At 42.9% G+C, this 24,697-nt stretch carries 18 protein-coding genes and 1 tRNA gene; 7 read left to right on the top strand and 12 right to left on the bottom strand.

Annotated elements, in window-relative coordinates; all coding sequences use genetic code 11:
• Positions 1-3: 3 nt before the first annotated feature.
• Positions 4-762, bottom strand: coding sequence for a DUF4230 domain-containing protein (locus CXF60_RS05640; RefSeq protein WP_102091135.1), 759 nt, complete (start codon positions 760-762; stop codon positions 4-6).
• Between the two features lie 593 nt (positions 763-1,355).
• On the opposite strand from CXF60_RS05640, the gene CXF60_RS05635 reads away from it, so the two are divergent.
• Positions 1,356-3,074: a proline--tRNA ligase gene (locus CXF60_RS05635; RefSeq protein WP_102091134.1), complete on the top strand. Its 1,719-nt coding sequence runs from the start codon at positions 1,356-1,358 to the stop codon at positions 3,072-3,074.
• A 123-nt stretch (positions 3,075-3,197) separates the two neighbouring features.
• Here the strand turns inward: CXF60_RS05635 and queF are convergent, their stop codons facing one another.
• From queF to CXF60_RS05615, 4 genes are all read right to left on the bottom strand, one after another.
• Positions 3,198-4,082: an NADPH-dependent 7-cyano-7-deazaguanine reductase QueF gene (gene queF / locus CXF60_RS05630; RefSeq protein ID WP_102091133.1), complete on the bottom strand. Its 885-nt coding sequence runs from the start codon at positions 4,080-4,082 to the stop codon at positions 3,198-3,200.
• 65 nt (positions 4,083-4,147) lie between these two features.
• The gene (locus tag CXF60_RS05625; protein ID WP_102091147.1) at positions 4,148-4,921 is read right to left on the bottom strand and encodes an ABC transporter permease; all 774 of its coding nucleotides are present in this window, start codon (positions 4,919-4,921) and stop codon (positions 4,148-4,150) included.
• A 29-nt stretch (positions 4,922-4,950) separates the two neighbouring features.
• Positions 4,951-5,913 (bottom strand): ABC transporter ATP-binding protein, encoded by a 963-nt coding sequence (locus CXF60_RS05620; protein WP_102091132.1) that lies wholly within the window; start codon positions 5,911-5,913, stop codon positions 4,951-4,953.
• Positions 5,914-6,230: 317 nt separating this feature from the next.
• A complete protein-coding gene (locus CXF60_RS05615) occupies positions 6,231-6,887 on the bottom strand; it encodes a c-type cytochrome (protein WP_101204943.1) in 657 nt (218 codons plus the stop codon).
• Between the two features lie 352 nt (positions 6,888-7,239).
• Between CXF60_RS05615 and CXF60_RS05610 the strand changes: the two genes are divergently transcribed.
• Positions 7,240-7,316: transfer RNA gene (locus CXF60_RS05610), tRNA-Arg, on the top strand.
• A gap of 236 nt (positions 7,317-7,552) precedes the next feature.
• Here the strand turns inward: CXF60_RS05610 and CXF60_RS05605 are convergent.
• Complete coding sequence (locus tag CXF60_RS05605; protein ID WP_102091131.1) at positions 7,553-7,915, bottom strand: hypothetical protein; 363 nt, start codon at positions 7,913-7,915, stop codon at positions 7,553-7,555.
• 35 nt (positions 7,916-7,950) lie between these two features.
• Here CXF60_RS05605 and CXF60_RS05600 point away from each other — a divergent pair, with 35 nt between their 5' ends.
• Positions 7,951-8,751: an SIR2 family NAD-dependent protein deacylase gene (locus CXF60_RS05600; RefSeq protein ID WP_102091130.1), complete on the top strand. Its 801-nt coding sequence runs from the start codon at positions 7,951-7,953 to the stop codon at positions 8,749-8,751.
• 110 nt (positions 8,752-8,861) lie between these two features.
• Here CXF60_RS05600 and CXF60_RS05595 read toward each other — a convergent pair whose 3' ends face one another.
• From CXF60_RS05595 to CXF60_RS05580, 4 genes are all read right to left on the bottom strand, one after another.
• On the bottom strand, positions 8,862-9,860 hold the full coding sequence (locus CXF60_RS05595) for an adenosine deaminase (RefSeq protein ID WP_102091129.1): 999 nt from the start codon (positions 9,858-9,860) through the stop codon (positions 8,862-8,864).
• A 202-nt stretch (positions 9,861-10,062) separates the two neighbouring features.
• On the bottom strand, positions 10,063-10,587 hold the full coding sequence (locus CXF60_RS05590) for a TPM domain-containing protein (protein WP_102078696.1): 525 nt from the start codon (positions 10,585-10,587) through the stop codon (positions 10,063-10,065).
• 71 nt (positions 10,588-10,658) lie between these two features.
• Complete coding sequence (locus CXF60_RS05585) at positions 10,659-11,843, bottom strand: TPM domain-containing protein (RefSeq protein WP_102091128.1); 1,185 nt, start codon at positions 11,841-11,843, stop codon at positions 10,659-10,661.
• 123 nt (positions 11,844-11,966) lie between these two features.
• Entirely contained in the window at positions 11,967-12,599 is a 633-nt protein-coding gene (locus tag CXF60_RS05580) for a LemA family protein (RefSeq protein ID WP_102091127.1), read from the bottom strand.
• 956 nt (positions 12,600-13,555) lie between these two features.
• On the opposite strand from CXF60_RS05580, the gene CXF60_RS05575 reads away from it, so the two are divergent.
• The gene (locus CXF60_RS05575; RefSeq protein ID WP_101204950.1) at positions 13,556-15,103 is read left to right on the top strand and encodes an alanine/glycine:cation symporter family protein; all 1,548 of its coding nucleotides are present in this window, start codon (positions 13,556-13,558) and stop codon (positions 15,101-15,103) included.
• Between the two features lie 410 nt (positions 15,104-15,513).
• On the opposite strand, the gene CXF60_RS05570 is transcribed toward CXF60_RS05575, so the two are convergent.
• Positions 15,514-16,119, bottom strand: a complete 606-nt coding sequence (locus CXF60_RS05570; protein ID WP_102091126.1) for a fasciclin domain-containing protein — start codon at positions 16,117-16,119, stop codon at positions 15,514-15,516.
• Between the two features lie 422 nt (positions 16,120-16,541).
• Complete coding sequence (locus tag CXF60_RS05565) at positions 16,542-17,096, bottom strand: fasciclin domain-containing protein (RefSeq protein ID WP_057758533.1); 555 nt, start codon at positions 17,094-17,096, stop codon at positions 16,542-16,544.
• Between the two features lie 572 nt (positions 17,097-17,668).
• Here CXF60_RS05565 and metH point away from each other — a divergent pair.
• The 3 genes from metH to CXF60_RS05550 all read left to right on the top strand — a co-directional run bounded on the left by metH (position 17,669) and on the right by CXF60_RS05550 (position 24,690).
• A complete protein-coding gene (metH, locus tag CXF60_RS05560) occupies positions 17,669-21,472 on the top strand; it encodes a methionine synthase (RefSeq protein ID WP_102091125.1) in 3,804 nt (1,267 codons plus the stop codon).
• Between the two features lie 198 nt (positions 21,473-21,670).
• Positions 21,671-22,600 carry a bile acid:sodium symporter family protein gene (locus CXF60_RS05555; protein WP_102091124.1) on the top strand — a complete coding sequence of 310 codons (930 nt, stop codon included), beginning with the start codon at positions 21,671-21,673 and terminating at the stop codon, positions 22,598-22,600.
• A 551-nt stretch (positions 22,601-23,151) separates the two neighbouring features.
• Entirely contained in the window at positions 23,152-24,690 is a 1,539-nt protein-coding gene (locus tag CXF60_RS05550) for a hypothetical protein (protein WP_102091123.1), read from the top strand.
• Positions 24,691-24,697: the final 7 nt, after the last annotated feature.

Here is a 24,697-nt window from a genome sequence, read left to right as displayed (position 1 = left end):
AGACTAGCCATTGGTAGTGACTGGCAATTGACACGCGCCTGCGCCCTGAGTGGTAACCGTCACTACCGCTCCTGTGAGTGCAAACAGCTGCTGCAACTGGGTTTGCGCATTTTGCAATGCCATATTCATGACATCACCTCGGCAGGCACGTTCAAGCACTTCTTTCTTTGCCATAGTCTGTGCCTGTGCCAATATCTTAGGGTCAACTTGCATCATGCCAAAAGCCCCTGTCTGCCAGTCGTAAATCTCAATATCATCCAGATATACTGAAAATATCTCTGTAGGCGGCAAAGTAATATTGATTTGCGGCATAGTGGCAACTGATGAGTTAGGGGCAACTGATGAGTTAGGGGCAGCTACTTGCTCTTCGTCTGCATTAGCAGGAGCAGGTTGCACCACTTGTACCATCTCAGGTGTCAGTGCACTCAGATCAACGCCTGCCTCTACGCGACCATGAGCGATAAACAATGCCTTTTGCTCATCCTGCCACAGTTTCATCCAGCTCCCAGGTCGCTCGCTCGTAATCACTGTATCAACGCTGAATGCGACGGTATGTAAGCGATTTAACTGCTGAATTTGCGTAACCACCCCTTCGCGAGTAATAGTTTCTATCGGCGCTTCTTCTGGTTTGTTTTGCGCACTATAAATAGCAAAAACAATCGCTGCTAGACCGATAAGTAATATCACCCACGACATTGTAGCAATGGGACGTTTCGCAGGCTTTTGAATGGCATTAGCGTTATTCATATCAGGATTATCCATAGAAGCTACCTTTATAATGTTGCATCGTTTGGTAAGGCTAAGAGCGTTGTAAAAATAGAACAGATGCTTAGTCTATAGATGCGACTATTGTGCAGTAACTTCAAGTAATTGCTACCATTCCTCTACATAACTTTATCTATAAACCTCTACGCAACCACCTCAATAAACTGTTGCCAAAATAAGCAGTACTTTCGCTATAAAATCATATGAATAGTTCAATTATTTATCCCTTATTGAACCCTTTGCGTCACGTTCGGTCTGAAAAGACAAAAAGTCATTGCGTCTTAGGCGAACTTTACCTAACATAGTCAGATTGTATGAATAAAATGTCAGTCTTGAAGCATTTATCAGGGTTTTGACCTGAATATATTGCGTTTTTGGCATATTAATACATCAAATCAAATTTGCCTCTCTTTTATGAGAGTGGTTTTTACTGATGTGCTTTGTATATAAGCAGATTGGTAACTAGGAAATACCCTAGATTATTGCTAAGTGATAAAGGTAAGCTTGCGGCGGCAATGAAACGATTAGCCATACGCTCAACATCCTACTATTTCTTATTTTTTTATCGTTGATAAGGTTACGCTTTATTTATGAAAGCCAGTCAATTTTTATTTGCCACACTAAAAGAAACCCCAAGTGATGCCGACATCGCCTCAAGCCAATTGATGGTGCGTGCTGGTCTTATCCGCAAGATTGCTTCTGGATTGTATATTTGGTTGCCTATGGGTCTGCGCGTCTTGCAAAAGGTCGAACGTATTGTTCGTGAAGAGATGCAAAATGTCGGCGCACAAGAAGTGCTTATGCCGATGACTCAGCCTGCTGAACTTTGGCAGACGACCGGACGTTTTGATGATTATGGTCCTGAGCTATTGCGCTTCAAAGACCGTCATGATCGCGACTTTGTGCTTGGTCCAACGCACGAAGAAGTCATCACCAATCTAGCACAAGGTGAGCTACGTAGTTATAAACAACTACCGATTACTTTCTTTCAGATTCAAGGTAAGTTCCGTGATGAGATTCGTCCACGCTTCGGTGTGATGCGTGCTCGTGAATTCACCATGAAAGATGCTTACTCTTTCCATGTGGATCAAGCCTCATTGGCCAAAACTTACCATGACATGTATGACGCTTATACACGCATCTTTACCCGCTTGGGCTTAGATTTCCGTGCGGTACAAGCAGATACCGGCTCTATCGGTGGCTTTGCTTCACATGAGTTCCATGTATTGGCAGATAGTGGCGAGGACGATATTGCGTTTTCGGACTCATCTGACTATGCAGCCAACGTTGAGCTAGCAGAATCTGTCAGCACCGCTGAGCGTCAACCGCCGAAAATGGAGCGTGAAGACGTTCTGACCGAAGGCATGACCAGCTGTAAAATGGTTGCTGAACACTTGGATATCCCGTTAGAAACGACGGTTAAAACCTTGATCGTTCATGGTCATACTGAGAATGATGAGCCACAACTGATTGCTATCGTGTTGCGTGGCGATCATCAGCTCAATACTATCAAGGCTGAGAAAATCGAAGAAGCCAACGTACCATTGACGTTAGCATCTGACGAAGAGCTAAAAGCGGCAGGCCTACACAAAGGCTATATCGGTGTTAATTTAGATATGCCTGTATTCGTTGATCGTTCGGCAGCGGCGTTGTCAGATTTTGTTTGCGGTGCGAACCAAGTGAACAAACATACTATCGGTATGAACTGGGCGCGTGATACTCGCATTACTCGTATCGTTGATGTGCGCAATGTACAAGAAGGCGACCCTTCTCCTGATGGTAAAGGCAGCCTGAAAATCAAACGCGGTATCGAAGTCGGTCATATCTTCCAGTTGGGTGATAAATACTCACAAGCGATGAACTGTACGGTTTCTGGTGAAGATGGCAAACCTGTTACCTTGATGATGGGCTGTTATGGTATTGGCGTTAGCCGTATCATTGCCGCTGCTATTGAGCAGAACAATGATGAAAACGGTATCATGTGGCCAAAAACACCAACGGTTGATGATTCGATCGCTCCTTTTGAAGTCGCCATCATCCCGATGAAGTCTAAAGAAGAGACGGTCATGCAGACGGCAACCGCCCTGTATGAAGAGTTAAAAGCTCAAGGCATCAACGTACTACTGGACGATCGTAATGAGCGCCCAGGCGTTAAGTTTGCTGATCTTGAGTTGATTGGTATTCCGCATCGTATTGTCGTTTCTGATCGTAACTTGGCGGAAGACAAGTATGAGTACGTCAATCGCCGTGAAGCTGAAAAACAAATGCTGAGCCGTGAAGAAGTCATGGCAAAAGTAAGCGGTAAATAGTCTTATAATTAAAGACTATATAACAAAAAGTGCCTATTTCATCATGTGAGATAGGCGCTTTTTTATGGGCTTAAAAACTATTTAACATTGTATTTTTATTCACATTGTATTTTTAGCGAGAACTTACTGGCGGATTAAACGGCTTGGCTTAGGCAATAGACTGATATCACTAACACGGCAAGGATTGATATCGATACCACCGCGGCGCGTATACCATGCCCGTACCATCAGCTCACTCGGCTGGTAGTATTGGCTCAAATCAGCAAATATCTGCTCAACACACTGCTCATGAAAACCATTGTGCTGACGGAAGCTCAATATATAGCGCAGCATATTTGCATTATTAAAAGGCTTGTCAGTCGTAATCGATACGGCCAACGTACCCCAATCTGGTTGATTGGTCACTGGGCAATTACTACGCAGTAGATTGGAATAAAAGATATACGGCTGCATACCATCACTTGCCACACTTTCGTCGCTCGCCTCTACTTCGTTATTACTCAGCAATGACGCATCAGGATGTTCCGTTAATGCAACTTTATCCGTGCTATCTGCTAATGCCTCATCAATACAAACACCATCAGGCTGAGCAATCAATAACGCTGTTTCGTTACCATTTAAATCATCGTTTAGACCAAATAACGCTACCTGTACGTCTGCTTGTAAACAAGCTGACAAGTCTTTCGCAATCAACGCTTGTACGTCATTCCAACTGGCGAATTCGGTAAAGTTAATACTATTCAAATACAGCTTAAGCGATTTTGATTCTACGATAAACGGTGAGCTAGCAGGAATACTAAAGCGTGCGATAGCCACTTGCGAGATACCTTGCGGGTTCAACCAAGATATCTCAAAAGCCTGCCACCAATCGACACCAACGGTTAGCTTATCGTCTTGCCAACCAATCGCATCACGCCCCATGCTACGCGCAATCGGATATAGCGTCTCTGGGCTATACTCAGTTGGATAGTCTGTGGTTTGCTCACCCAAGATACCGTGAATACTCATCTGTCTTCCTAATATTAAACCGTTTAAAATTTGCTCTAAATAATATGCTTAGCGAATAATACACACTACAAACGTACACGTGAACCGTTACTTAGCAAGCGATAAGCGATGGTATAAAATATCGCACAGAACACAAAAATAGCCGCCATCGAATACCAAACATTGACATCAGAGTAGCCAAGAATACCGTAACGGAATGAGTTGACCATATAGACGATAGGGTTCAGTAACGAAATGTTTTGCCAAAATGGCGATAAATTCTCCATCGAATAAAACACACCGCCAAGATAGGTCAATGGCGTCAATACGAAGCTTGGGATGATAGAGATATCATCAAATGAGCGTGCAAATACCGCATTGATAAAGCCGCCTAATGAAAACAAGATAGACGTGCCAAGTACCGTAAATATGGTCACAAATAAATGCTCGATACCAAGATCGGTAAAAAACAGCGCCACTATCGATACAATCACACCGATAGCCAGTCCACGGAAGATACCACCACTGATATAACCCATCAAAATAGCATGCTTGGATACTGGCGAGACCAAAAGCTCTTCGATACTAGACGTGAACTTAGCACTAAAGAAGCTTGAGACGACGTTAGAGTAACTGTTGGTAATGATCGACATCATGATCAAACCAGGCACGATAAACTGCATGTAAGGCACGCCGCCCATCTCACCCACACGCGAACCAATCATCTTACCAAAAATGACAAAATACAAGCTCATCGTGATAACTGGTGGTAGTAATGTCTGCGGCCAGATACGTAAAATACGGCGCACTTCTTTGAACCAAATAGTACGAAACGCAATCCACTTTTTACTCAATGACATTGTTTTATTATGATCGATTAGTTCCTGACTCATAACCCCGCCTCCTTCATGCTATCTGCACTTTGAATGTTTTTGTCTACCAAGCGCATAAATAACTCTTCTAGTCGGTTGGCTTTATTGCGCATACTTGCCACACTGATACCTTTTTCAGACAACTGATCAAAGACACCGTTTAGTGACTCACCTTCTGTCAAGGTAACTTCTAGCGTTTGCTCATCTGGTTGCGAGACTCCTGTAACTCCTGTCAGAGCCAACTGATCAGTGAGCGGCGTATCCAAATCAAATACAAATGTCTCTACAGACAACTGCGCCAGTAGCTCTTTCATTTCTGTATTGATTCGAATCTCACCATGATCCAAGATCGCAATGCGTTTACACAATTGCTCAGCTTCTTCGAGATAATGAGTCGTCAGAATAATAGTGGTGTTTTCTTCGATATTAATCTGCTGCATGAATTCCCACATTGAGCGGCGTAGCTCGATATCGACACCCGCTGTTGGCTCATCAAGAATCAATAATTTTGGCTTATGAATTAATGCACGGGCAATCATCAAACGGCGTTTCATACCACCAGATAGCTCACGTGATTTACTGTCGCGTTTATCCCATAATCCTAGCGCTGTTAATAGTCTTTTTGCGCGGGGTTTGGCTTCTTTTGCCGGAATACCAAAATAACCCGCTTGTGTAATTAGGATATCTTCGACTTTTTCGAACATATTAAAGTTAAATTCTTGCGGTACAACGCCAAGGTATTGCTTGGCAATCGAAGGGTTCTCTAATAGATCTGTACCAAAAATATGGACGCTACCGGTGGTTGGCTTAAACAATGAGCTGATAATACCAATCATAGTAGATTTACCTGCGCCGTTTGGCCCGAGTAACGCAAAGAATCCACCTTGTGGTACCGTTAAATCAACCCCTTTTAATGCCGAAAACCCATTATCGTAGGTCTTGGATAGGTTTTTTATGGAGAGTGCTGGTGCATCAGACATGAAGACCTCTTTATTTGTTATCAATTTATATAAAATGCGATTTTAGAATAATAGGCCGTGTTGAACATTCGACTATCATTATCATATAGGCAAAAGCCGTATAAGAATGTTCAACACACTCTACTATCTAAAGGTGACAATGTACGGTAATAAACGAACTAATCTCATAAAATGAGGCTACTCATGGCGAATTTCAACTGCCTTATATTCGAAGTAGCGTATTAATAATACTCATCATGAAAAAGCGCCTATCTCATCACTGAAATAGGCGCTTCATAGATAACTATCGTAAAAGCTTGGAAGGTAATCAACAAAGATTAGCTTGCTTCTGCAACCATATAATCTACGGCGTTTTGAACTTCTTCATCAGGAATATCCGCGCCACCTTTAGCAGGCATCGCATTGAAACCATTGATAGCATGGGTATATAGCGTATCTTTACCTTTTGCGATACGTGGGCCCCAAGCGCCAGCATCACCAAAGATAGGAGAGCCTAGCAAGCCTGCTGTATGACAAGTATGGCATACGGCGTTATATACCGCTTTACCGTCACGAGGACCGTCGCCAGCAGCTGGGCCAGATGAGCGTGCCGTTACGTCACAAGCTTCACCATCTTCAAAACAGATATTGGCAACAGGCTGGATACGCGCAATCAGATTAGGATACAAAGCAATTAGCTTCTGTACTTGCGGCGTATCTTGTGGAATTGGCTCTTCATCAGCGGCAGGCGCTGCAGCGGCAGTTTCTTCGCCTTCTGCTGGAGCGGCTTCGTCAGTGGGCGCAGCACCATCTGTAGTATCTGCAGCAGCTTGGGTATCGTCACCTAGCGTTTCAGGAGCAGCTTCTACGACCTCTTGGCCTTCTGCTACGTCTGACGCAGTTACAGGAGTGTCTACAACATCTTCAGCTTGGCTCACCGCGATACTAGCGATTCCTAGAATGGCAGCTGCCGATAACATAACTACTTTTCTCATTCGTCACGTTCTCTTATTACGTATACAAGGACTAGCACGGCTCGGACATTCCGTCTGTCCTCCTTTGACGACCTCTAAGTCTTCAATAGCAGACAGCCATCCCGCGTGCCAGCGCACTTGCAATCGGTGATTATAAATATGAATTCTCCCCAACATTATAAGGGAAAAGGCAGGTAAATTGCCATGCTTGTTTAATGACTTGACTGTTTTTTCTTAAAAAACCTCAATCGCGACTGTCATTTATTGGCTTTATGCTTTTTATTTGTTAGACTAAGCGGTCTTTATTTCTAGACACCTTATGCTAATTATCATGCGCATCTAAGCGTGACAGTCAGACATATCGTTATCGTATGCGCTCGTAGCTCAGTTGGATAGAGTATCGGTCTCCGAAGCCGAGGGTCGTGGGTTCGATTCCCGCCGAGCGCACCAATCATTATGTTCCAACCTCGCTCTATCACTTCCTTAGTACTATTTTAAACTACCTACACTTCAAAATGTTTGCGATTTTTCTGTGCTTGTATACTTCTGAGGCTCTTACCTATAGTCGATTCAGTATAATTTGGATACAAGGAAGCCGAGTGAAAGTACTACAAGTAGTAGACTGAGCGAGACTGAGCGAGACTGACACCGTAGCCAATTTATAGAGGATTGACTATATAGCAAAATTACTCTGCATCTTGCAAATTGGCAGTCAATTGAGCACGGCTAGGTATACGGTGATAATTAATCACTGGCACATCACCCAAACGGCGCTGACCCTCAGCAATCTTTTTATCAATCGTAATCATCGCAATTTTTTTATCTTGTTTGCTAACGAGCAAATGATTTGCCTTACGTGTGACTCGATAATCAGCAAAATGCTGTTTCAATATCGCTGATGTTTTTTGCAGCGCATCATTCGGTGTTGCATTTTTTGATTTTGCGCCGCTATGCTTTTCGCCTGCTTTTGCACCGCGCGATTTTGCCACAAACCATAAAACTGCGATGACAGCGAACAATATGACAAGCCACCAAATTCCGTCTATCATAAGTAAAAATATCCATTATTAGCAAGGGTTGGCTCATGTTAGCAGAATTATCACCAGCGTTAATAGCGGAAGTAAAACTTGCCGCACAACTGTTGTCATCGAAACAGCGTATTTGCATTTTGACTGGGGCTGGTATTTCAGCAGAAAGCGGCATCCCAACGTTTCGAGATAAGCAAACAGGACTGTGGGAGAATTACGGTGTCGAAGACTTGGCAACCCCTGAAGCGTTTACTCGTGATCCCAAGCTAGTATGGTCATGGTATCAATGGCGTCGGCAAATGGTCGCAGACAAAGCACCAAATCCAGCCCATCATGCGTTGGCCCAATGGCAGTATCATGCGCAAACATCCGATCAGCAAGTGACACTCATCACCCAAAATGTCGATGATTTGCACGAGCAAGCTGGTAGCGCAGTGACTCACCTGCATGGTCATCTGTGGCGCAATCGCTGTGGTCAGTGTGAGATACCCTATCAAGATCAATCGAGAGCATCGTACGATAATCAAGGCACCATGAGCTTTGATAAAACACTGCTTAGCTGTCCGCATTGCGACGGTTACATCAGACCAGATATTGTTTGGTTTGGCGAAGCTCTACCTGTACAGGCATGGCAGACCGCCGAAGAAGCTGCAGCTAATTGCGAGGTATTTATCAGTATCGGCACCTCAAGCTTGGTTTATCCTGCTGCTGGATTGGCACAACTAGCCAAACAAAATGGCGCGCAAGTTATTGAGATAAACCCTGACCCAACGCCAAATACTATCGTCGATATCACATTAGCAGAAAAAGCAGGAATCGTTTTGCCACTGCTTATAACAGAGATTACGGCTTTATAATTGCTACTACTTATAGATATTGCTGAATGAATGAGTGATAGACAATAAAAAAGGCTTAACGATTTATATAAATCATTAAGCCCTTGCTACTAATAATAAACTCGTGAAAGTTATTTCAATGCAAGATCCACTCTCGCCAAATAAGTTTCTTTTAACTCATCACTTATAAATGCCGATTTAAAAGAGTTCTTTACTAATGTAATTACATCATCTTCTGTAATTGGTAGGTTCTCATACAGATTGATGAAATTTTGATTCACGTAACCTTTGAAGTACGCAGGGTCGTCTGAGTTAACGCTAATATTCAGACCGTAGTCTAAAAGCTCTTTAATATTGTGCTCTTTATAAGTCTCAAAGACTTTTAGCTCGATATTTGAGTTCGGGCAAACGGTCAGTGGCATCTGCTCATCTTTGAGTCTTTGCATCAACTCTGGGCTTTTTATAGACTGCACACCATGATCGATTCTATTAATATTCAATAAATCTAACGCTTCGTAGATGTACGAGAAGTCTGCTTCTTCGCCTGCATGAGCAACCAACTTAAAGCCTTCTTCTTTGGCTTTTTGGAAGACTTCTTTAAATTTCGATGGTGGGTTACCCAACTCTGATGAATCAAGGCCAACACCGATAATGTCGTCTTTATAATCTAGTGCTTGTTCTAATGTCTTGAACGCTTCTTCTTGCGATAAATGACGCAAGAAACACATGATGATACATGACGTGATACCGTATTTTGCTTTAGCATCGGCGAGCGCTTCTTTGATACCTGTAATGACCGTTTCAAAAGGCACGCCGCGTTCAGTATGCGTCTGCGGATCAAAGAATATCTCTGTGTGAATGACATTATCTTCAACACATTTAAGAATATATTCCCACGTCAAATCATAAAAATCATCTTTGGTGAGTAGAACGTTGGCACCCGCATAGTAGATATCTAAAAAGGTCTGTAGATTGGTGAAGTTATAGGCACTGCGTACATCTTCGATATCTTGATAAGGTATTTCTACGTTATTCTTCTTGGCCAATCTAAACATCAGCTCAGGCTCTAGCGAACCTTCAATATGTAGATGAAGTTCAGCTTTCGGTAATTTCTTTATTAATTCAATCATAGTATTCCAATAATGGTGTTATCAAGACGAGCCCTAGTAAATGTTGCACAGTAGGATAATCAAACTGTATATATAAGGCGTTATCTGTCCCAAAAGAGTTATTTTAACATTAAAAGCATATCGCCTAAAACAAAACCCTTTGACCGTATAGATAAGCCACTTATAAAAGTAGCCTTCTTAACAAAACCGTATAAGGCGCAAACTACTTTAAAAATACCACTGTATCGGACAGCTCATTGCCTTCTGGATCATGCTCTAGATGATAGTATTGACGTAACACCTGCCCCACTTCGTCTAGCAGTTCAGCCAAGCTCTCTTCTGTCTTTTGAGTAGCAATACCAGATACTGCCTTTTCGCACATTGCATTCCATACCGTTGGACTAACGTGAGCGCTGATACCTCGGTCTGCGACAATCTCTAGTTTACGCTCGCATATATTGACATAGATCAAGACGCCCGTGTTTTCTTCCGTATCCCAGACGCGATATTCGCTAAACAAATCAATCGCACGCTCACGGCAGTTCATGCGATAGGCTTCTTGGATAGGCAGATGGTTTTCTACAATTAAGAACACCTCACCACGATGCCCACGCTCGGCTCGTGTCACAGCATCTGTTAGACGCGCCTTAGATTCTGTTGTTAGCCACTTACTATGTAATAAAGGGACGAACAAAACTTGACGCCACCAGCGGGCAAAACTGGGGTTTGAAGCGTTGTCTTCTACCATTATATTATTTCCTCAAGTACGTCGTTTTCGATGGTTATGTAGAGTTTATTTTGTTTGCGTATGTGGAATACTTACCACGAGCCACCTGCACCGCCGCCGCCGAAACCACCGCCGCCACCGCCAAAGCCGCCGCCTCCGAAACCACCACCGCCAAAGCCGCCTCCACTACCGCCGCCCATACCGGGTAAGAAAATCATGCCGCCTCTGCGCCCACCTTTACCGCCGCCGCCTTTTCCACCGCCACCACCGCGTGAGATCAAAAACATCCAGATGAATATCGCCATAATCAGCGTCATAAAGAAACCGCCGCCTAAAGCCATCGAACCTGCAAAAAACCCACCAGCGGTAATGATAGAACCAAATACTCGGCCCAATATATTAGTAATAAAGCTACCAAAAATCATCGCCATGATAAATAAGAAAATAGGTGACGGCAACTCGTCTGAGCTTTGCTGAGCAGTGCGTGCTGCAGCTTGCGCATCAGCACGGGCTAAAACTTCAGGATCAGCGGTCAGACGCGTGTTGAGCGCACCAATGCCAGCCAGTATTCCAGCACCATAGTTGTTTTGTTTGAATAACGGCGTGATATCTTCACGAATGATACGGTTGAGCGCAGCATCTGGCAACACCCCTTCTAGCCCGTAACCCGTTAGGATATACATATCACGGTCATTGACAGCAACGACAATTAGCAAACCATCATCGATAGCTTCATCACCCAATTCCCACTTCTCAGCAACTTGCAATGCATAATCAAATATAGGCACGCCATTGGTAGTTGGTACGATAACCACCGCTGCTTGTGCTAATCCCTGCTGATAGATACTTCGAAGCTGAGCCTCTAGACGTAGCTTCTCTTGGGGATTTAAAATATTGGCCTGATCAACGACTGGTTCATTAAGTATCAACTTGTCAGCGTCAACACCCTCGGCACTGGAGCCTACAGGTGGCTGAGCGGTTGTTTGAGCATTGGCAGTACCATTTGCTGTACTTTGGCTATCTGCGTTTTGATTGATAGCGTCGTTGCCGAGCACCGCTTCATTGATAGCATCGTTATTTAATACGGCATCATTGATTGCTTCGTTAGACTCGCCTGCTTTAGCAACAGCCACTAACTCTTCGACACTACGGTTTTGCAGATCCGAGGTGCTATCTGTCGCCACCGCTGTATCATTGGGTGCAGCGTGCAATGCAGGCACGCTGACGACACCTAACGTAAACAGTAATGCTGATAAGATTGCTTTTGAATTATTCATCTAATCTATACCACCTCAGATAACATCTTTACCAATTGATAGACTCTAACTAATCATTATCAAACCATTAGCTAAATAAACAGAGCTGCCTATGCCGCTCTGTCTTCACGTTCATTCTAAATTTTATTCAGCTGACTTTTCTGTAGAATCGCCAAAATCAACACTTGGTGCGGTTGAAATCGCTTCCTCATTAGCCACACTAAAGTTGGGCTTAATATCCATACCAAATACTTTTGCAGTGATGTTGGTTGGGAACTGACGTACCGTTGTATTGTAACCCTGCACTTCTTGGATATAACGGTTACGAGCCACAGCAATACGGTTCTCAGTGCCTTCTAACTGTGCTTGCAGGTCCTGAAACAGTGCATCTGACTTTAGATCTGGATAACGCTCAGATACTGCCATCAAACGTGACAATGCCCCTGTCATCTGCTCTTGCGCTGCTGCATAACGCTCCATCGCTTCTGGATCATTAAGCACTTCTGGCGTTACCGTGATACCGCCCGCACGTGAGCGAGCTTCTGCCACTTGGGTGAAGACTTCTTGCTCTTGCTCGGCATATTGCTGTACGACTTTGACTAAGTTTGGCACCAAATCAGAACGGCGCTGATACTGGTTAACCACTTCTGACCATGAAGCAGTGACCTGCTCATCTTGTGCTTGCAGGTTGTTGTAGCCACAGCCGCTTAGACCAACTGTAGAAGTTGTCAATAAAGCGGCTAGCAACATCGGCTTCATAATAGATTTACGCGTCATTGTTGATTCTCCTAATAATGATAAATAACAAATATCCAGTACCACGTTTTTAATATTTTTAAGTTTTCTTGGTATTCATACGGCAGTCATGCGCTCTATATATTGTATATCTGCGCATCACTCTATCAGCATGATATCAAAAGAAGTTGTCCTAATGATGGCGTTATATACGGCTTTTTACAATTGACCGTTACCAAAACACAACCGCATAGCGTCAACGATAACGCGTTTTTATCATGATAGATATAGAGCAAAAATCTAGCAGTCTAGAGTAATCAGACTAAATGTTATGAAAGTACAAACAATTATTTATATATTATGCAAATCTTGCTAATGTATCAGCCAAATAAAATACGAATATATCTACCGTCTATAAAGAAATTTCTAGTAATTAGTACAAAAATATGGCAAATTGCAGTTACGTAGCCGTACGGTTTGAATACATTTGGTAGTGGACTTATAGTTTGATTAGTATTAGCGAGTTGTTAATTTCTTAATAAAAACATCAATTAACTGTCAAATTATCGCTTAATACTGTTAATTCGCCATACCAGTCATGTATTTATTCAAGACAGCTCATAGTAAGTTGAATGCCATCATGGTGATGGATATTTAATTATATAACCGCCTGTTTTATCCGCCGGTCAACTTATGACTCATCTGATGTATAACATGATGATAGAAGACCGCAGTAGTTGAGGTTGTAGAATAATAGTAAACGCAGCTGATATTTATATTGTCAGTGATAAGCGCTATGCAAATAGTCCGTATTACTGACGAGATACGCGGGTAAATACAGACAACTACAGTCCATTCTTGGTGGCCAAGCACATGAGACTTAGACAACAAATAAGTCGATGCAGAGACTTTAACTGCTTAACTTAAATAAGTAAGTTAACCAGTTAGTTTACTCCTAGCAAACAGTGCCACCTTGAGACAGTACTAGGAACATAAATATGGAAGGTTTAGTTAACTTAGTAAATGGAATTATTTGGAGCCCAGCGCTGATTTATCTCTGCTTGGGTGCCGGTCTGTTCTATTCCATTATGACGCGCTTTGTACAAGTACGTCTATTCGGTGAGATGATCAAACTCCTATTCACTGGTAAATCTAGTGCACAGGGTATCTCATCATTTCAGGCACTTGCCGTCTCACTCGCCGGTCGTGTGGGTATGGGTAACATCGCTGGGGTAGCTGCTGCTATCGGCTTCGGTGGCCCAGGTGCCGTTTTCTGGATGTGGATCGTAGCCTTCCTAGGCGCATCTACAGCCTATGTCGAATCTACTCTTGCTCAAATTTATAAAGAAAAAGATGTGGTAACTGGCGAATATCGCGGTGGCCCAGCTTATTACTTTGAACGTGCCCTTGGTCAAAAGTGGTACGGCATCCTCTTCGCAATCGCTTCTATTTTATCATGTGGTATGTTCTTACCTGGTGTACAGGCGAACGGTGTTATCAGTGCATTTGCACAGGTAATGGGCGAAGGTACGATCATGAACGTTGCAGGCCTAGAAGTTGGCTCTATGCGTTTGGTCGGCTTGGCTATCATCTTAGTCGTGCTAGGTATCATCATCTTTGGTGGTATTAAGCGTATTGCAACCTTTACTGAGTTTGCAGTACCTTTTATGGCATTAGGTTATATTGCCCTAGCGCTAATCATCATGTTCAGCAACTTCAGCTTGATTCCAGATGTATTTGGTATGATTGTTGGTGATGCATTCACTGCACAAGCAGGTTTTGGTGCTGCTATCGGTTGGGGTGTGAAACGTGGTATCTACTCCAACGAAGCTGGTCAGGGTACAGGCCCTCACGCTGCTGCTGCTGCTGAAGTTGAGCATCCATCACAGCAGGGTTTAGTTCAGGCATTCTCAGTATATGTTGATACATTACTAGTATGTTCTGCTACTGCATTCATGATCTTGTCTACTGGTATGTATAACATTCAAGGTACGCTACCAGATGGTCAGTTCATCGTACAGAACGTCGCCGCTGCTACTGAAATCAATGCTCCTGCTTTCACGCAAATGGCAATGGAATCTGTATACGGTACGTTTGGTAATGTCTTTATCGCAATCGCTGTATTCTTCTTTGCCTTTACGACAATTCTGGCTTACTACTACATCGCTGAAGTAAACGTCGCTTACTTAACACGTTTCCTCGGTCGTAGTGCGAACAGAACTGGTCTATTCCTAGTGAAAGTGCTTATCATGGCGATGGTTGCTTATGGTGGTCTAAACTCAGCTGGTTATATCTGGGCAATCGGTGATATCGGTGTTGGTCTTATGGCTTGGCTTAACATTGTTGGTATTCTTGTCATCTTCATCGTGGCTCGTCCAACACTTACTATGCTTAAAGACTATGAAGCTCAGCGTAAAGCTGGCGTCACTCGCTATAGTTTTGATCCTGCTAAATTCGGTATCAAAAACGCACCGTATTGGGAAGAGCGTCATCTAGCACAGCAAAAAAGCATGAACGCTGATCCATTACGTAAAGATAAAGTGTAAGTCGATTTAGTAAGGTTACTATTTAATCTTATTGAATAAATAAAAAGCCCGAGACTATAGTCTCGGGCTTTTTTGTTTGGATAGTTTTCCACACCACTACAGAATAGCTTACCGAAAAAACATCAAAGCCCACGTTCATAAGAACTGATTTAATACCTTAAAACTGCCCTTTTATTCTCAAAATTAATCTGTATTCGAAATAACATCTGACTGTTATTTTGTATTTTGCCTGTCTTCTTGATAGAGCTCGCTTTAGCATTAAACTACTTTATATTAATTAAGTCGTCGTACCAGTATAGGTAAACCACAGTTCCCCTATTTTTAATTCATAGACATAAAAAAACCTAGCACGATGGCTAGGCTTTCTTTAAATAACTTGTAGATTACGAATCTACGCGTTAATAGACAGCTTATTCAGGCATTAATACTGCATCGATAGTGTGAACCACACCATTGGTTGCCATGATATCTGTACCAGTAATATTTGCTGTGTTACCAGTAGCATCAGTAATTATATTGTCTTCACTGATAGTGATGGTTTTACCATTCGCCGTTTCAATCTCAGTACCGTATGGGATATCAGCCGCTTTAACTTCCATTGCTAGTACATGGTAAGGAAGAACCGTTTTTAGCAAATCTGTATTGGCCAACAACTCTTCTTTAGTCACGCCTAGTTTTTCTAGTACTGGCGCAAATGCATCATCAGTTGGTGCAAATACAGTATGCTTAGTTTCTTCCATTAGCATAGTATCAAGACCAGCAGCCTGTAGCGCAGCGGTTAAGATAGTTAGGTTTCCATTTTCTGCTGCAATTTCAGCGATAGTTTGAGTCGCTTCCATATCCATTTCGGCCATTGGCTCTGCTTCAACAGCTTCTGTCTCAGCAACTGGCTCAACTGCCATTTCTTCAGTGGCTTCTGGTTCAGTTGGCTCTGCAACAGTCTCAGTATCGTTACACGCTGCTAGTGACATGGCTGCGGTTACAACTGCGATAGATAACAAATTCTTCTTTAACATAGGTAATTCCTTTTTGGATAAATAATTGATTAAGGGATTTATTTAAATTAATAACTTTCGATAAATATAATAGCGACTGACAACCAATAGATGTACCGATTACTCAGTCATACTATTTATACCGTTATATTGATAGTTCTCAGTCTAACTGTTTAATTTTTAAATGGTATTTACTTAGGTAGCAACACTGTATCAATCACGTATATAGCATTGTTTGCTTGTATATCAGTTATTGCGACGTTTAAGAAAAAATGGTGGTAGTTAACTACTTTTAGATTTCTGTTTTAAAATTTTAATCTGAACAGAAACTTATATAGATAAAGCTCTAAAGTCTAAAACAGCCGTTGTCTAATAGTGAAATCATCACAAACAATGGCTGCTTAGTCTTATAATAAATACAGTAGGTATGCCTCAGTAAATACTTATTTAGGCAACAATACTCTATCGATTACATGGACAACACCATTGTTGGCAGCGATATCAGTCTTCACGATGTTGGTTGTGCGACCATTCTCATCCATCAATTTGCCTTCTTTGGTTACCATCAACGTATCTTTGCTAGCGGTCATTACGTTACCAGGCTTCACATCTTTGGCATACATAGCCATATCACCAGCGACTACGTGATAACCCAATACTTTGGTCAATAGTGGCTTGTTAGCAAATAGCTGTGCTTTGGTCATACCTGTTTCTTGCAATGCTTGCATAAAGGCGGCATTGGTCGGTGCAAATACCGTATAGTGAGCGTTAGGATCAGACAACATATCGACTAGGCCTGCTGCTTGTACCGCTTCTACCAATACTGAAAAGTCAGGATTGCTTTGCGCAATTTGTACAACATTCATCTTAGCCATACTCTGACTATGCATTGGTGCTTTCATATCGCCCGTCTTTGCTGGCATCATATTATTACAAGCACTTAGACCTGCAATTGAGATAGCCAATGTACCGATGGTGGCAATTTTAGTAAGTTTCATAACATTTTCCTTAATGATTTGAATTTCTTTGACGTTGGTATTGTTTCGACTATGATATTACTGTCTTACAGATCATTCTGCCTGCTAATGCCATTTGCTCACCATACCGTACTGCTAATACCGATACTTTTGGTACCAGTTGCTGCTAATAAATGAGCCTATATTTATAAGTAGGACTTACTAAGACCTTGTATTTCTGAAATTAAATTAACATGTAAGCAATCTTTATCAACCTGACTTTGCGCAATTTTTTGTGGTATGGGTGTAAATTCTGTCTGACTTCTGGGCGTTCCCGTTGGCTTTCATTTACAAAAGAAAAGCTTTATGTAACCCCTTAGCGAAATGATATTCATTTGTGCGTATCTGCTTTATGAAATAGACTCTGATGTCTTACTTTGTTACTTAGCTCTCCTCTTATTTATCTATTGCCAAAGAGGAATATGCAGTATCCCTATGTAGCAAACTTTTCATGCTAAAATAATGCAAATTTGCGGTCCTCTTCGTGAGACTCTGCACGCTACTGGTTTGTTATTCCTTCTTTTTTTAATAATTACGATATAAGCAGCACACCTATGATTCCAACGACGACCTCACCAACCGATTCTCATACCGCTACCGCTTCTAGTTCCTCATCCGCTAATGAATTTATATTAACGCCGCCTGCTGTATTTCCGTTTAAAGAGCAGCAGCTAACCGCACGTGCACGTATCACTGAGCAGATGACATCACGCATTTTGATGTTAGACGGTGCGATGGGTACGCAGATTCAGACCTATAAACTAGAAGAAGCGGATTATCGTGGTGAGCGTTTTGCTGATATTGACCAAGATGTACGCGGCAACAACGACTTGCTGGTACTGACTCAGCCGCACATGATTAAAGATATTCATCACGATCATCTGCTAGCGGGCGCTGATATCATCGAGACGAATACCTTTAACGGTACGCGTCTGTCGATGGCTGACTATGACATGCAGTATTTGGTCCCAGAACTAAATAGGACAGCGGCCAAGATTGCTCGAGAAGCGGCGGATGAATTTACCGCAAAAACGCCTGAGAAACCGCGCTTCGTTGCGGGCGTCGTGGGACCGACGTCACGTACGTGCTCGCTATCGCCTGATGTCAATGATCCTGCGTTTCGTAATATTACCTTTGATGAGTTGGTACTCAACTACCGTGAAGCGACCTTGTGCCTGATAGAAGGCGGTGTCGATATTATTTTGATTGAGACGATCTTTGATACGCTCAATGCCAAAGCGGCGATATTTGCAATCACTGGTGTATTCGATGATATTGGCTTTGAGTTGCCAATCATGATTTCAGGTACGATTACCGACGCGTCAGGTCGCACGCTATCAGGTCAAACGGCTGAAGCGTTTTATAACTCTATCCGCCATGCCAAGCCATTATCTGTTGGCTTTAACTGTGCGCTAGGTGCTGATGCGCTGCGTCCACATATTCAGACATTGTCAAACATCGCTGATACCTTTGTCTCTGCGCATCCAAACGCTGGTCTACCCAATGAGTTTGGTGAGTATGATGAAACCGCTGAAGAAACCGCTGCCCTACTCGAAGGTTTTGCCAAAGCAGGTATCCTAAATATCGTGGGCGGCTGCTGTGGTACGACGCCTGAGCATATCCGTCAAATCGCTAAAGTCGTGGCGAACTATCCACCGCGTGTTATTCCTGAGATAGCCCCTGCCTGCCGCTTGTCAGGACTCGAACCATTTACAATCAACTCTGATAGCTTGTTTGTCAATGTCGGTGAGCGTACCAACGTTACAGGCTCTAAAAAATTCCTACGTTTGATTAAAACTGAAGCCTATACCGAAGCGCTCGATGTCGCTCGCGATCAGGTCGAGGGCGGCGCGCAAATCGTCGATATCAATATGGACGAAGGCATGCTCGACTCCAAGCAGGCGATGATTCATTTTGTCAACTTGGTCTCAGGCGAACCAGATATCAGCCGTGTGCCACTGATGATTGACTCGTCTAAATGGGACATTATCGAAGAAGGTCTTAAACGTACACAGGGTAAGTCGGTCGTCAACTCTATCTCGTTAAAGGAAGGTCATGCTGAGTTCGTTGAGCGTGCCAAATTATGCATGCGTTATGGTGCTGCGATTATCGTCATGGCATTTGATGAAGACGGACAGGCTGACACTTACGAGCGCAAGATTGAAATATCTAAACGCAGCTATGACGTACTGGTCAATGAAGTGGGCTTTCCATCAGAAGACATTATCTTTGACCCAAATATCTTTGCCGTTGCAACGGGTATCACCGAGCATAACAACTACGGTGCTGACTTTATCAATGCCACACGCTGGATTACGGAAAACCTGCCGAACGCCATGGTCTCAGGCGGCGTATCCAACGTCTCGTTTAGTTTCCGTGGTAACCCAATCCGTGAAGCGATCAACTCCGTATTTTTATACCACGCGATCAAAAACGGTCTGACCATGGGTATCGTCAACCCAGCCATGCTTGAGCTGTACGATGATATTCCAAAGGAAGCCCGTGACGCTATCGAAGACGTCATGCTCAACCGCAATCAAGGTGAGACTGGTCAAGATGCGACTGAACGTCTGATGACCGTCGCTGAAAACTACCAAGATGGCGGCAAGAAAAAAGACAGTACTGTCGATATGAGCTGGCGCGAAGGTACGGTAGAAGAACGCATTGCCCACGCACTGGTCAAAGGCGTGACCACCTTTATCGAAGCGGATACCAAAGAAGCATGGGAGAAGTACCCTAAACCGCTAGAAGTCATCGAAGGGCCACTCATGGACGGTATGAATATCGTCGGTGACCTATTCGGTGCCGGTAAAATGTTCCTACCGCAAGTCGTGAAATCTGCCCGCGTGATGAAGCAATCCGTCGCATGGCTAAACCCATATATCGAAGCGGAAAAAGTCGAAGGCGAAGTCAAAGGTAAAATCCTAATGGCAACTGTCAAAGGCGACGTGCATGATATCGGCAAAAACATCGTCGGCGTGGTGCTTGGTTGTAACGGCTATGACATTGTCGATCTGGGCGTTATGGTGCCATGTGAAAAAATCCTCGATACTGCCATCGCAGAAAAAGTCGATATCATCGGTCTATCTGGTCTGATTACCCCAAGTCTCGATGAGATGGTCTATGTCGCCAAGCAAATGCAAGAGCGCGGCATGACACTACCATTGATGATCGGCGGTGCAACGACGTCGAAAGCGCATACTGCCGTCAAGGTCGAGCCGCAATATCAAAACGATGGCGTCATCTATGTATCGGATGCTTCGCGCTCAGTCGGTGTGGTGACCAAATTACTATCAAAAGAACACCGTCAAGCGCTCATCGATGAGACACGCGAAGAGTATGTCAAAGTGCGTGAGCGTCTGGCTAAGCGTCAACCAAAAGCTGCCAAAGTCACCTATGCCGAATCAGTCAAGATTGGCTTTCAGTATGATTGGGAAACCTATGTGCCACCAGTGCCAAATAAACTAGGACAAGTGATATTGGATGACTATCCAATCGCGAATCTGCTGCCTTATATTGACTGGACACCATTCTTCATCTCTTGGGGTCTGACCGGTAAATACCCGAAAATATTGCAAGATGATGTGGTTGGTGAAGCGGCTCGCGATTTGTTTGAAAATGCAGAAGAGCTACTACAAAAGATGATTGATGAAAAATCAATCGTAGCGAAAGGTGTGTTTAAACTGATGCCAGCGCGCCGTACTGGCGCAGATACCGTCACTGTATATGACAATGACCCACAAAATGGTGGTAAACCGACCTACCAGTTTGAGCACTTACGTCAGCAAAGCGACAAGGCAAGCGGCAAGCCTAACTTTAGCTTGGCAGACTTTATCTCACCATCAGACACCCACACTGATCACTTGGGCGGCTTTACTGTTTCTATCGTCGGTACAGAAGCACTGGCTGAGCAATACAAAGCAGCAGGCGATGACTATAATGCCATTATGGTACAGGCGCTGTCTGACCGCTTAGCTGAAGCATTTGCCGAACATTTACATGAGCTAATACGTAAAGAGTACTGGGGCTACCAACCAACCGAATCACTTACCAATGATGAGATGATTAAAGAAAAATACGTCGGTATCCGCCCTGCACCTGGCTACCCTGCTTGCCCTGAGCATACGGAAAAAGGTAAATTGTTTGACTGGCTCGGTACGGTAGAGGCAATCGGTACGACTTTGACCGAAAGCTATGCGATGTGGCCTGCGTCATCGGTCAGCGGATTCTATTACTCGCATCCTGACAGTGAATACTTCAACGTCGGAAAAATCAGTCGTGATCAGTTAGAGAGTTATGCTGAGCGTAAAGGCTGGGATATGAAAACTGCTGAGAAGTGGTTAAATCCAAATTTATAGTCGATTGGCTAATAAAGTTATAGAAACCTGATAGTTATTTTTTGGCTTACTTATTTAATATGGGTAAGCCATTTTTTATGGCGCATCCTTTATTTGTTATCAGCAAACTTATCGCTACGTTCATAGCAAAATACTTTTATCATTTACTGACAAGAACCATGCTAGATTATTGTCTACTTTATTATTTTGAGACAGGCTATGAATCAGATTGCATTACTTTCTAGTTGGATTGGCAAAACTTTTGCAATTTGGGCATTGGTCAGTGCTGTTTTGGGATTTATTTTTCCTGAATTTTTTGCCTCGTTGGCTTTTTTAATCGTTCCCATACTTGGCATCATTATGTTTGGGATGGGCATGACACTCAAAACGGAAGATTTCCTAGAAATTGTCAAACGCCCCAAGCCTGTACTGGTAGGGCTATTAGCACAGTTCACGCTCATGCCTTTGATCGCTTACCTATTAACGGTCATCTTCAACCTTGATCCTTTAATAGCAGTCGGTGTTATTTTGGTTGGTTGTTGCCCTGGCGGTACTTCTAGTAACGTGATTACGTTCTTGGCAAAAGGCGATGTGGCGCTGAGTGTGGCGATTACCTCTATCTCCACCCTACTTGCGCCTTTTTTGACCCCAATTCTATTAAACGTATTCGCCGGTCAGCTGATCGATATCGATTTGGCCAGTATGATGATGACCATTACTAAGATTGTCATTTTACCGATACTGCTAGGCGTCGTCTTTCATAAGTTTTTGGGTAAAAAGATCGAGTTCGTTACCGAGGTATTACCGATGGTGTCGGTATTGGGTATCTCTATTATCATCGCGGCGGTGGTTGCCGTGTCTAAAGCAACCATCTTAGATAGCGGTGCTATCGTCTTTATCGTGGTTGCCTTGCACAATATGACGGGTTACACCTTGGGATATGTAATCGCTCGCTTGTCTGGCTTTACAGAGAAACAGCGCCGCGCCATTATGGTGGAAGTGGGCATGCAAAACTCTGGTCTGGGCGCTGCCCTTGCAGCGACTTATTTCAACCCTATCGCCGCCTTACCTAGTGCGATATTTAGTGTGTGGCATAACTTTAGTGGTGCGTTGGTTGCGAATATTTTTGCTAAGAGAGATGGTGATTAACCAGCGGTAAATTCAGTCGTGAACAATTAGAAATTTATACTGAGTGTGAAAATTAGAATATAAAAAATGGTTGAAACCCAATTTGTAGTAACTAACTTTCTTACGTTTAAATCGATTTCAAAAAACATATGTAGCTATGACGTTTAAATATACCGTCTCCTTTATCTTTTTCATTCAGTAGAAATGCAGTCAATAAAGGAGACGACGTTTAATTATATATCTGCCAATTTTTAAAATAGATACTTTTATTGTTCACTATCTTCCAGCAACAGTATCTCGAAAAAACACTTCAAATCTTCAATACTTTGACCTTTTCGCTAATAAATTTACTTTATACAGCTTCTTTTCGCTTTTATACTCTTTTTATTTCATAACCAACCTCTCCATTTTACTCATTTAGAAAATACTTTTTGGATTGGATTAACTGAAAAATGTTTGTTATATTCGTAAATGGTGATTTATATATTCTTTAATTAACATAATAAGGAGATGCAAGGCACTGACTTTCAGCTGAGTAAGATTTTATATTTTTAAATCAAGGAGAGATAAAAATGAAATCATTTAAACTAGCATTATTAGCCATAACAACTGCACTCATTTTACAAGGATGTGGTGAAGACTCTGATTCTGATGAATCACCAACATCGCCGCCTGATCAACCAGATATCACACAACCTGATCAGCCGGATATCGATACCGAAATCGTTGGAATGTGGAGTAGCGACGATGCTGGTAACGACTTATCAGTGATTGTCTTTACAGATGACGGTAATTATGTACAGACTCAAGTCAATGCCAGTCGCTCAAAGAGTGACCCTGAAAATGGTATGGAGTCAGGAACGTATAGCATTGATAGTAAAACAGGTAAACTCACCGCTACACCTATTTTTGACAAGAACGGTAACGCTGGATTATCAGACGCTCCCAATCCCTCTGCTAAAGTAGTGAATGGCAAGCTTATCCTCGAAGTCGATGAAAACGACAATGGTATCATTGATAGTAATGAAATCTACAGATTCTCAGAGGTCAAACCTGAAGGCATCTTAGGATCTTGGAGCTTTGATAATGCCGATGAAGATGAACTAGTCGGAGTGGCTTTCTTAGAAAACAATACTTATATCTATGTGCAAGTGGATGACACTGGTTTAACCAGCAATCCCGAAAATGGCATGGAATGGGGTACTTATGCTATCAACACTACGACTAAAGCGTTAACAACCACACAGTTTTATGACGACAATGATGGAGTTGGATTATCAGAATCGCGTACCCGTTACGCGCGTGTGACTGGTGACACCGATCTTACCATTGAGGTTGATAACAATCAAAACGGGGTAATAGACTATAACGAGAAGTTTATGTTCTCAAGAAACGGGTCTAGTACCGTTGTAGACTCCAAAATGCTCTCAGGGCTGTGGCAAATGAAGCAGGGTAACGAAGAGCTAGTAAGCTTATCCTTTTTAGACGATGGCACTTATGTACAAACCCAAGTGACTGGCCCTACTTCATCAAGAAATGAAGACAATGGTATTGAGTGGGGTAAATACTCTTTAAAAGCCAATGATGAATTGGTCATTGATAAAATTATTTATGACGCTAACGACGATTCTGGTTTGTCAGATGATGTGCTAAGAACGGTGCAAGTCTCTGGTGATACACTGACGTTAGGTGTAGACGATAACGATAATAAGGTCATAGACGATGATGAGTCCTTTACGTTTGTTAAGGCCAAGTCTGAAAACGAGTTAGGCATTTGGAAAGCAAGGGCTGGTGAGGTTAATGACGAGCTTGTACTGGTCGGATTCTTAGACAATCAGACCTTTTTTCACATAGAAGTAGATGAAAATCCACCTTTTGAAGATGGTACTGTACCACTCTCTGGTATGGACTGGAATCTCTATACTCTAGGTAACAATGGTCTATTTACCCTTGGACAGTCACTGTATACTAGTACTGGTGGTGATGATTTATCATTTTTTTATCAGATGAATGTTAAAGTCGCAGGTGACACACTCACCTTCAACGGCTATGAAGATCAGATGGAAGTACAAAATGACGATGGTGAAACGGTAATTTTTGATCGCCAGTAACTGTCAA

The organism is Psychrobacter sp. 4Bb (genome assembly GCF_002836735.1).
Lineage (GTDB): Bacteria > Pseudomonadota > Gammaproteobacteria > Pseudomonadales > Moraxellaceae > Psychrobacter.
The sequence above is the reverse complement of the archived record's forward strand: the minus strand, read 5'-3'. Positions and strand labels throughout refer to the sequence as shown.

Excerpts from the sequence above, each read along its gene's own strand:
- CXF60_RS05640 (WP_102091135.1), bottom strand. The coding sequence starts at position 762 with ATGGATAATCCTGATATGAATAACGCTAATGCCATTCAAAAGCCTGCG.
- CXF60_RS05635 (WP_102091134.1), top strand. The coding sequence starts at position 1,356 with ATGAAAGCCAGTCAATTTTTATTTGCCACACTAAAAGAAACCCCAAGT.
- queF (WP_102091133.1), bottom strand. The coding sequence starts at position 4,082 with ATGAGTATTCACGGTATCTTGGGTGAGCAAACCACAGACTATCCAACT.
- CXF60_RS05625 (WP_102091147.1), bottom strand. The coding sequence starts at position 4,921 with ATGTCATTGAGTAAAAAGTGGATTGCGTTTCGTACTATTTGGTTCAAA.
- CXF60_RS05620 (WP_102091132.1), bottom strand. The coding sequence starts at position 5,913 with ATGTCTGATGCACCAGCACTCTCCATAAAAAACCTATCCAAGACCTAC.
- CXF60_RS05615 (WP_101204943.1), bottom strand. The coding sequence starts at position 6,887 with ATGAGAAAAGTAGTTATGTTATCGGCAGCTGCCATTCTAGGAATCGCT.
- CXF60_RS05605 (WP_102091131.1), bottom strand. The coding sequence starts at position 7,915 with ATGATAGACGGAATTTGGTGGCTTGTCATATTGTTCGCTGTCATCGCA.
- CXF60_RS05600 (WP_102091130.1), top strand. The coding sequence starts at position 7,951 with ATGTTAGCAGAATTATCACCAGCGTTAATAGCGGAAGTAAAACTTGCC.
- CXF60_RS05595 (WP_102091129.1), bottom strand. The coding sequence starts at position 9,860 with ATGATTGAATTAATAAAGAAATTACCGAAAGCTGAACTTCATCTACAT.
- CXF60_RS05590 (WP_102078696.1), bottom strand. The coding sequence starts at position 10,587 with ATGGTAGAAGACAACGCTTCAAACCCCAGTTTTGCCCGCTGGTGGCGT.
- CXF60_RS05585 (WP_102091128.1), bottom strand. The coding sequence starts at position 11,843 with ATGAATAATTCAAAAGCAATCTTATCAGCATTACTGTTTACGTTAGGT.
- CXF60_RS05580 (WP_102091127.1), bottom strand. The coding sequence starts at position 12,599 with ATGACGCGTAAATCTATTATGAAGCCGATGTTGCTAGCCGCTTTATTG.
- CXF60_RS05575 (WP_101204950.1), top strand. The coding sequence starts at position 13,556 with ATGGAAGGTTTAGTTAACTTAGTAAATGGAATTATTTGGAGCCCAGCG.
- CXF60_RS05570 (WP_102091126.1), bottom strand. The coding sequence starts at position 16,119 with ATGTTAAAGAAGAATTTGTTATCTATCGCAGTTGTAACCGCAGCCATG.
- CXF60_RS05565 (WP_057758533.1), bottom strand. The coding sequence starts at position 17,096 with ATGAAACTTACTAAAATTGCCACCATCGGTACATTGGCTATCTCAATT.
- metH (WP_102091125.1), top strand. The coding sequence starts at position 17,669 with ATGATTCCAACGACGACCTCACCAACCGATTCTCATACCGCTACCGCT.
- CXF60_RS05555 (WP_102091124.1), top strand. The coding sequence starts at position 21,671 with ATGAATCAGATTGCATTACTTTCTAGTTGGATTGGCAAAACTTTTGCA.
- CXF60_RS05550 (WP_102091123.1), top strand. The coding sequence starts at position 23,152 with ATGAAATCATTTAAACTAGCATTATTAGCCATAACAACTGCACTCATT.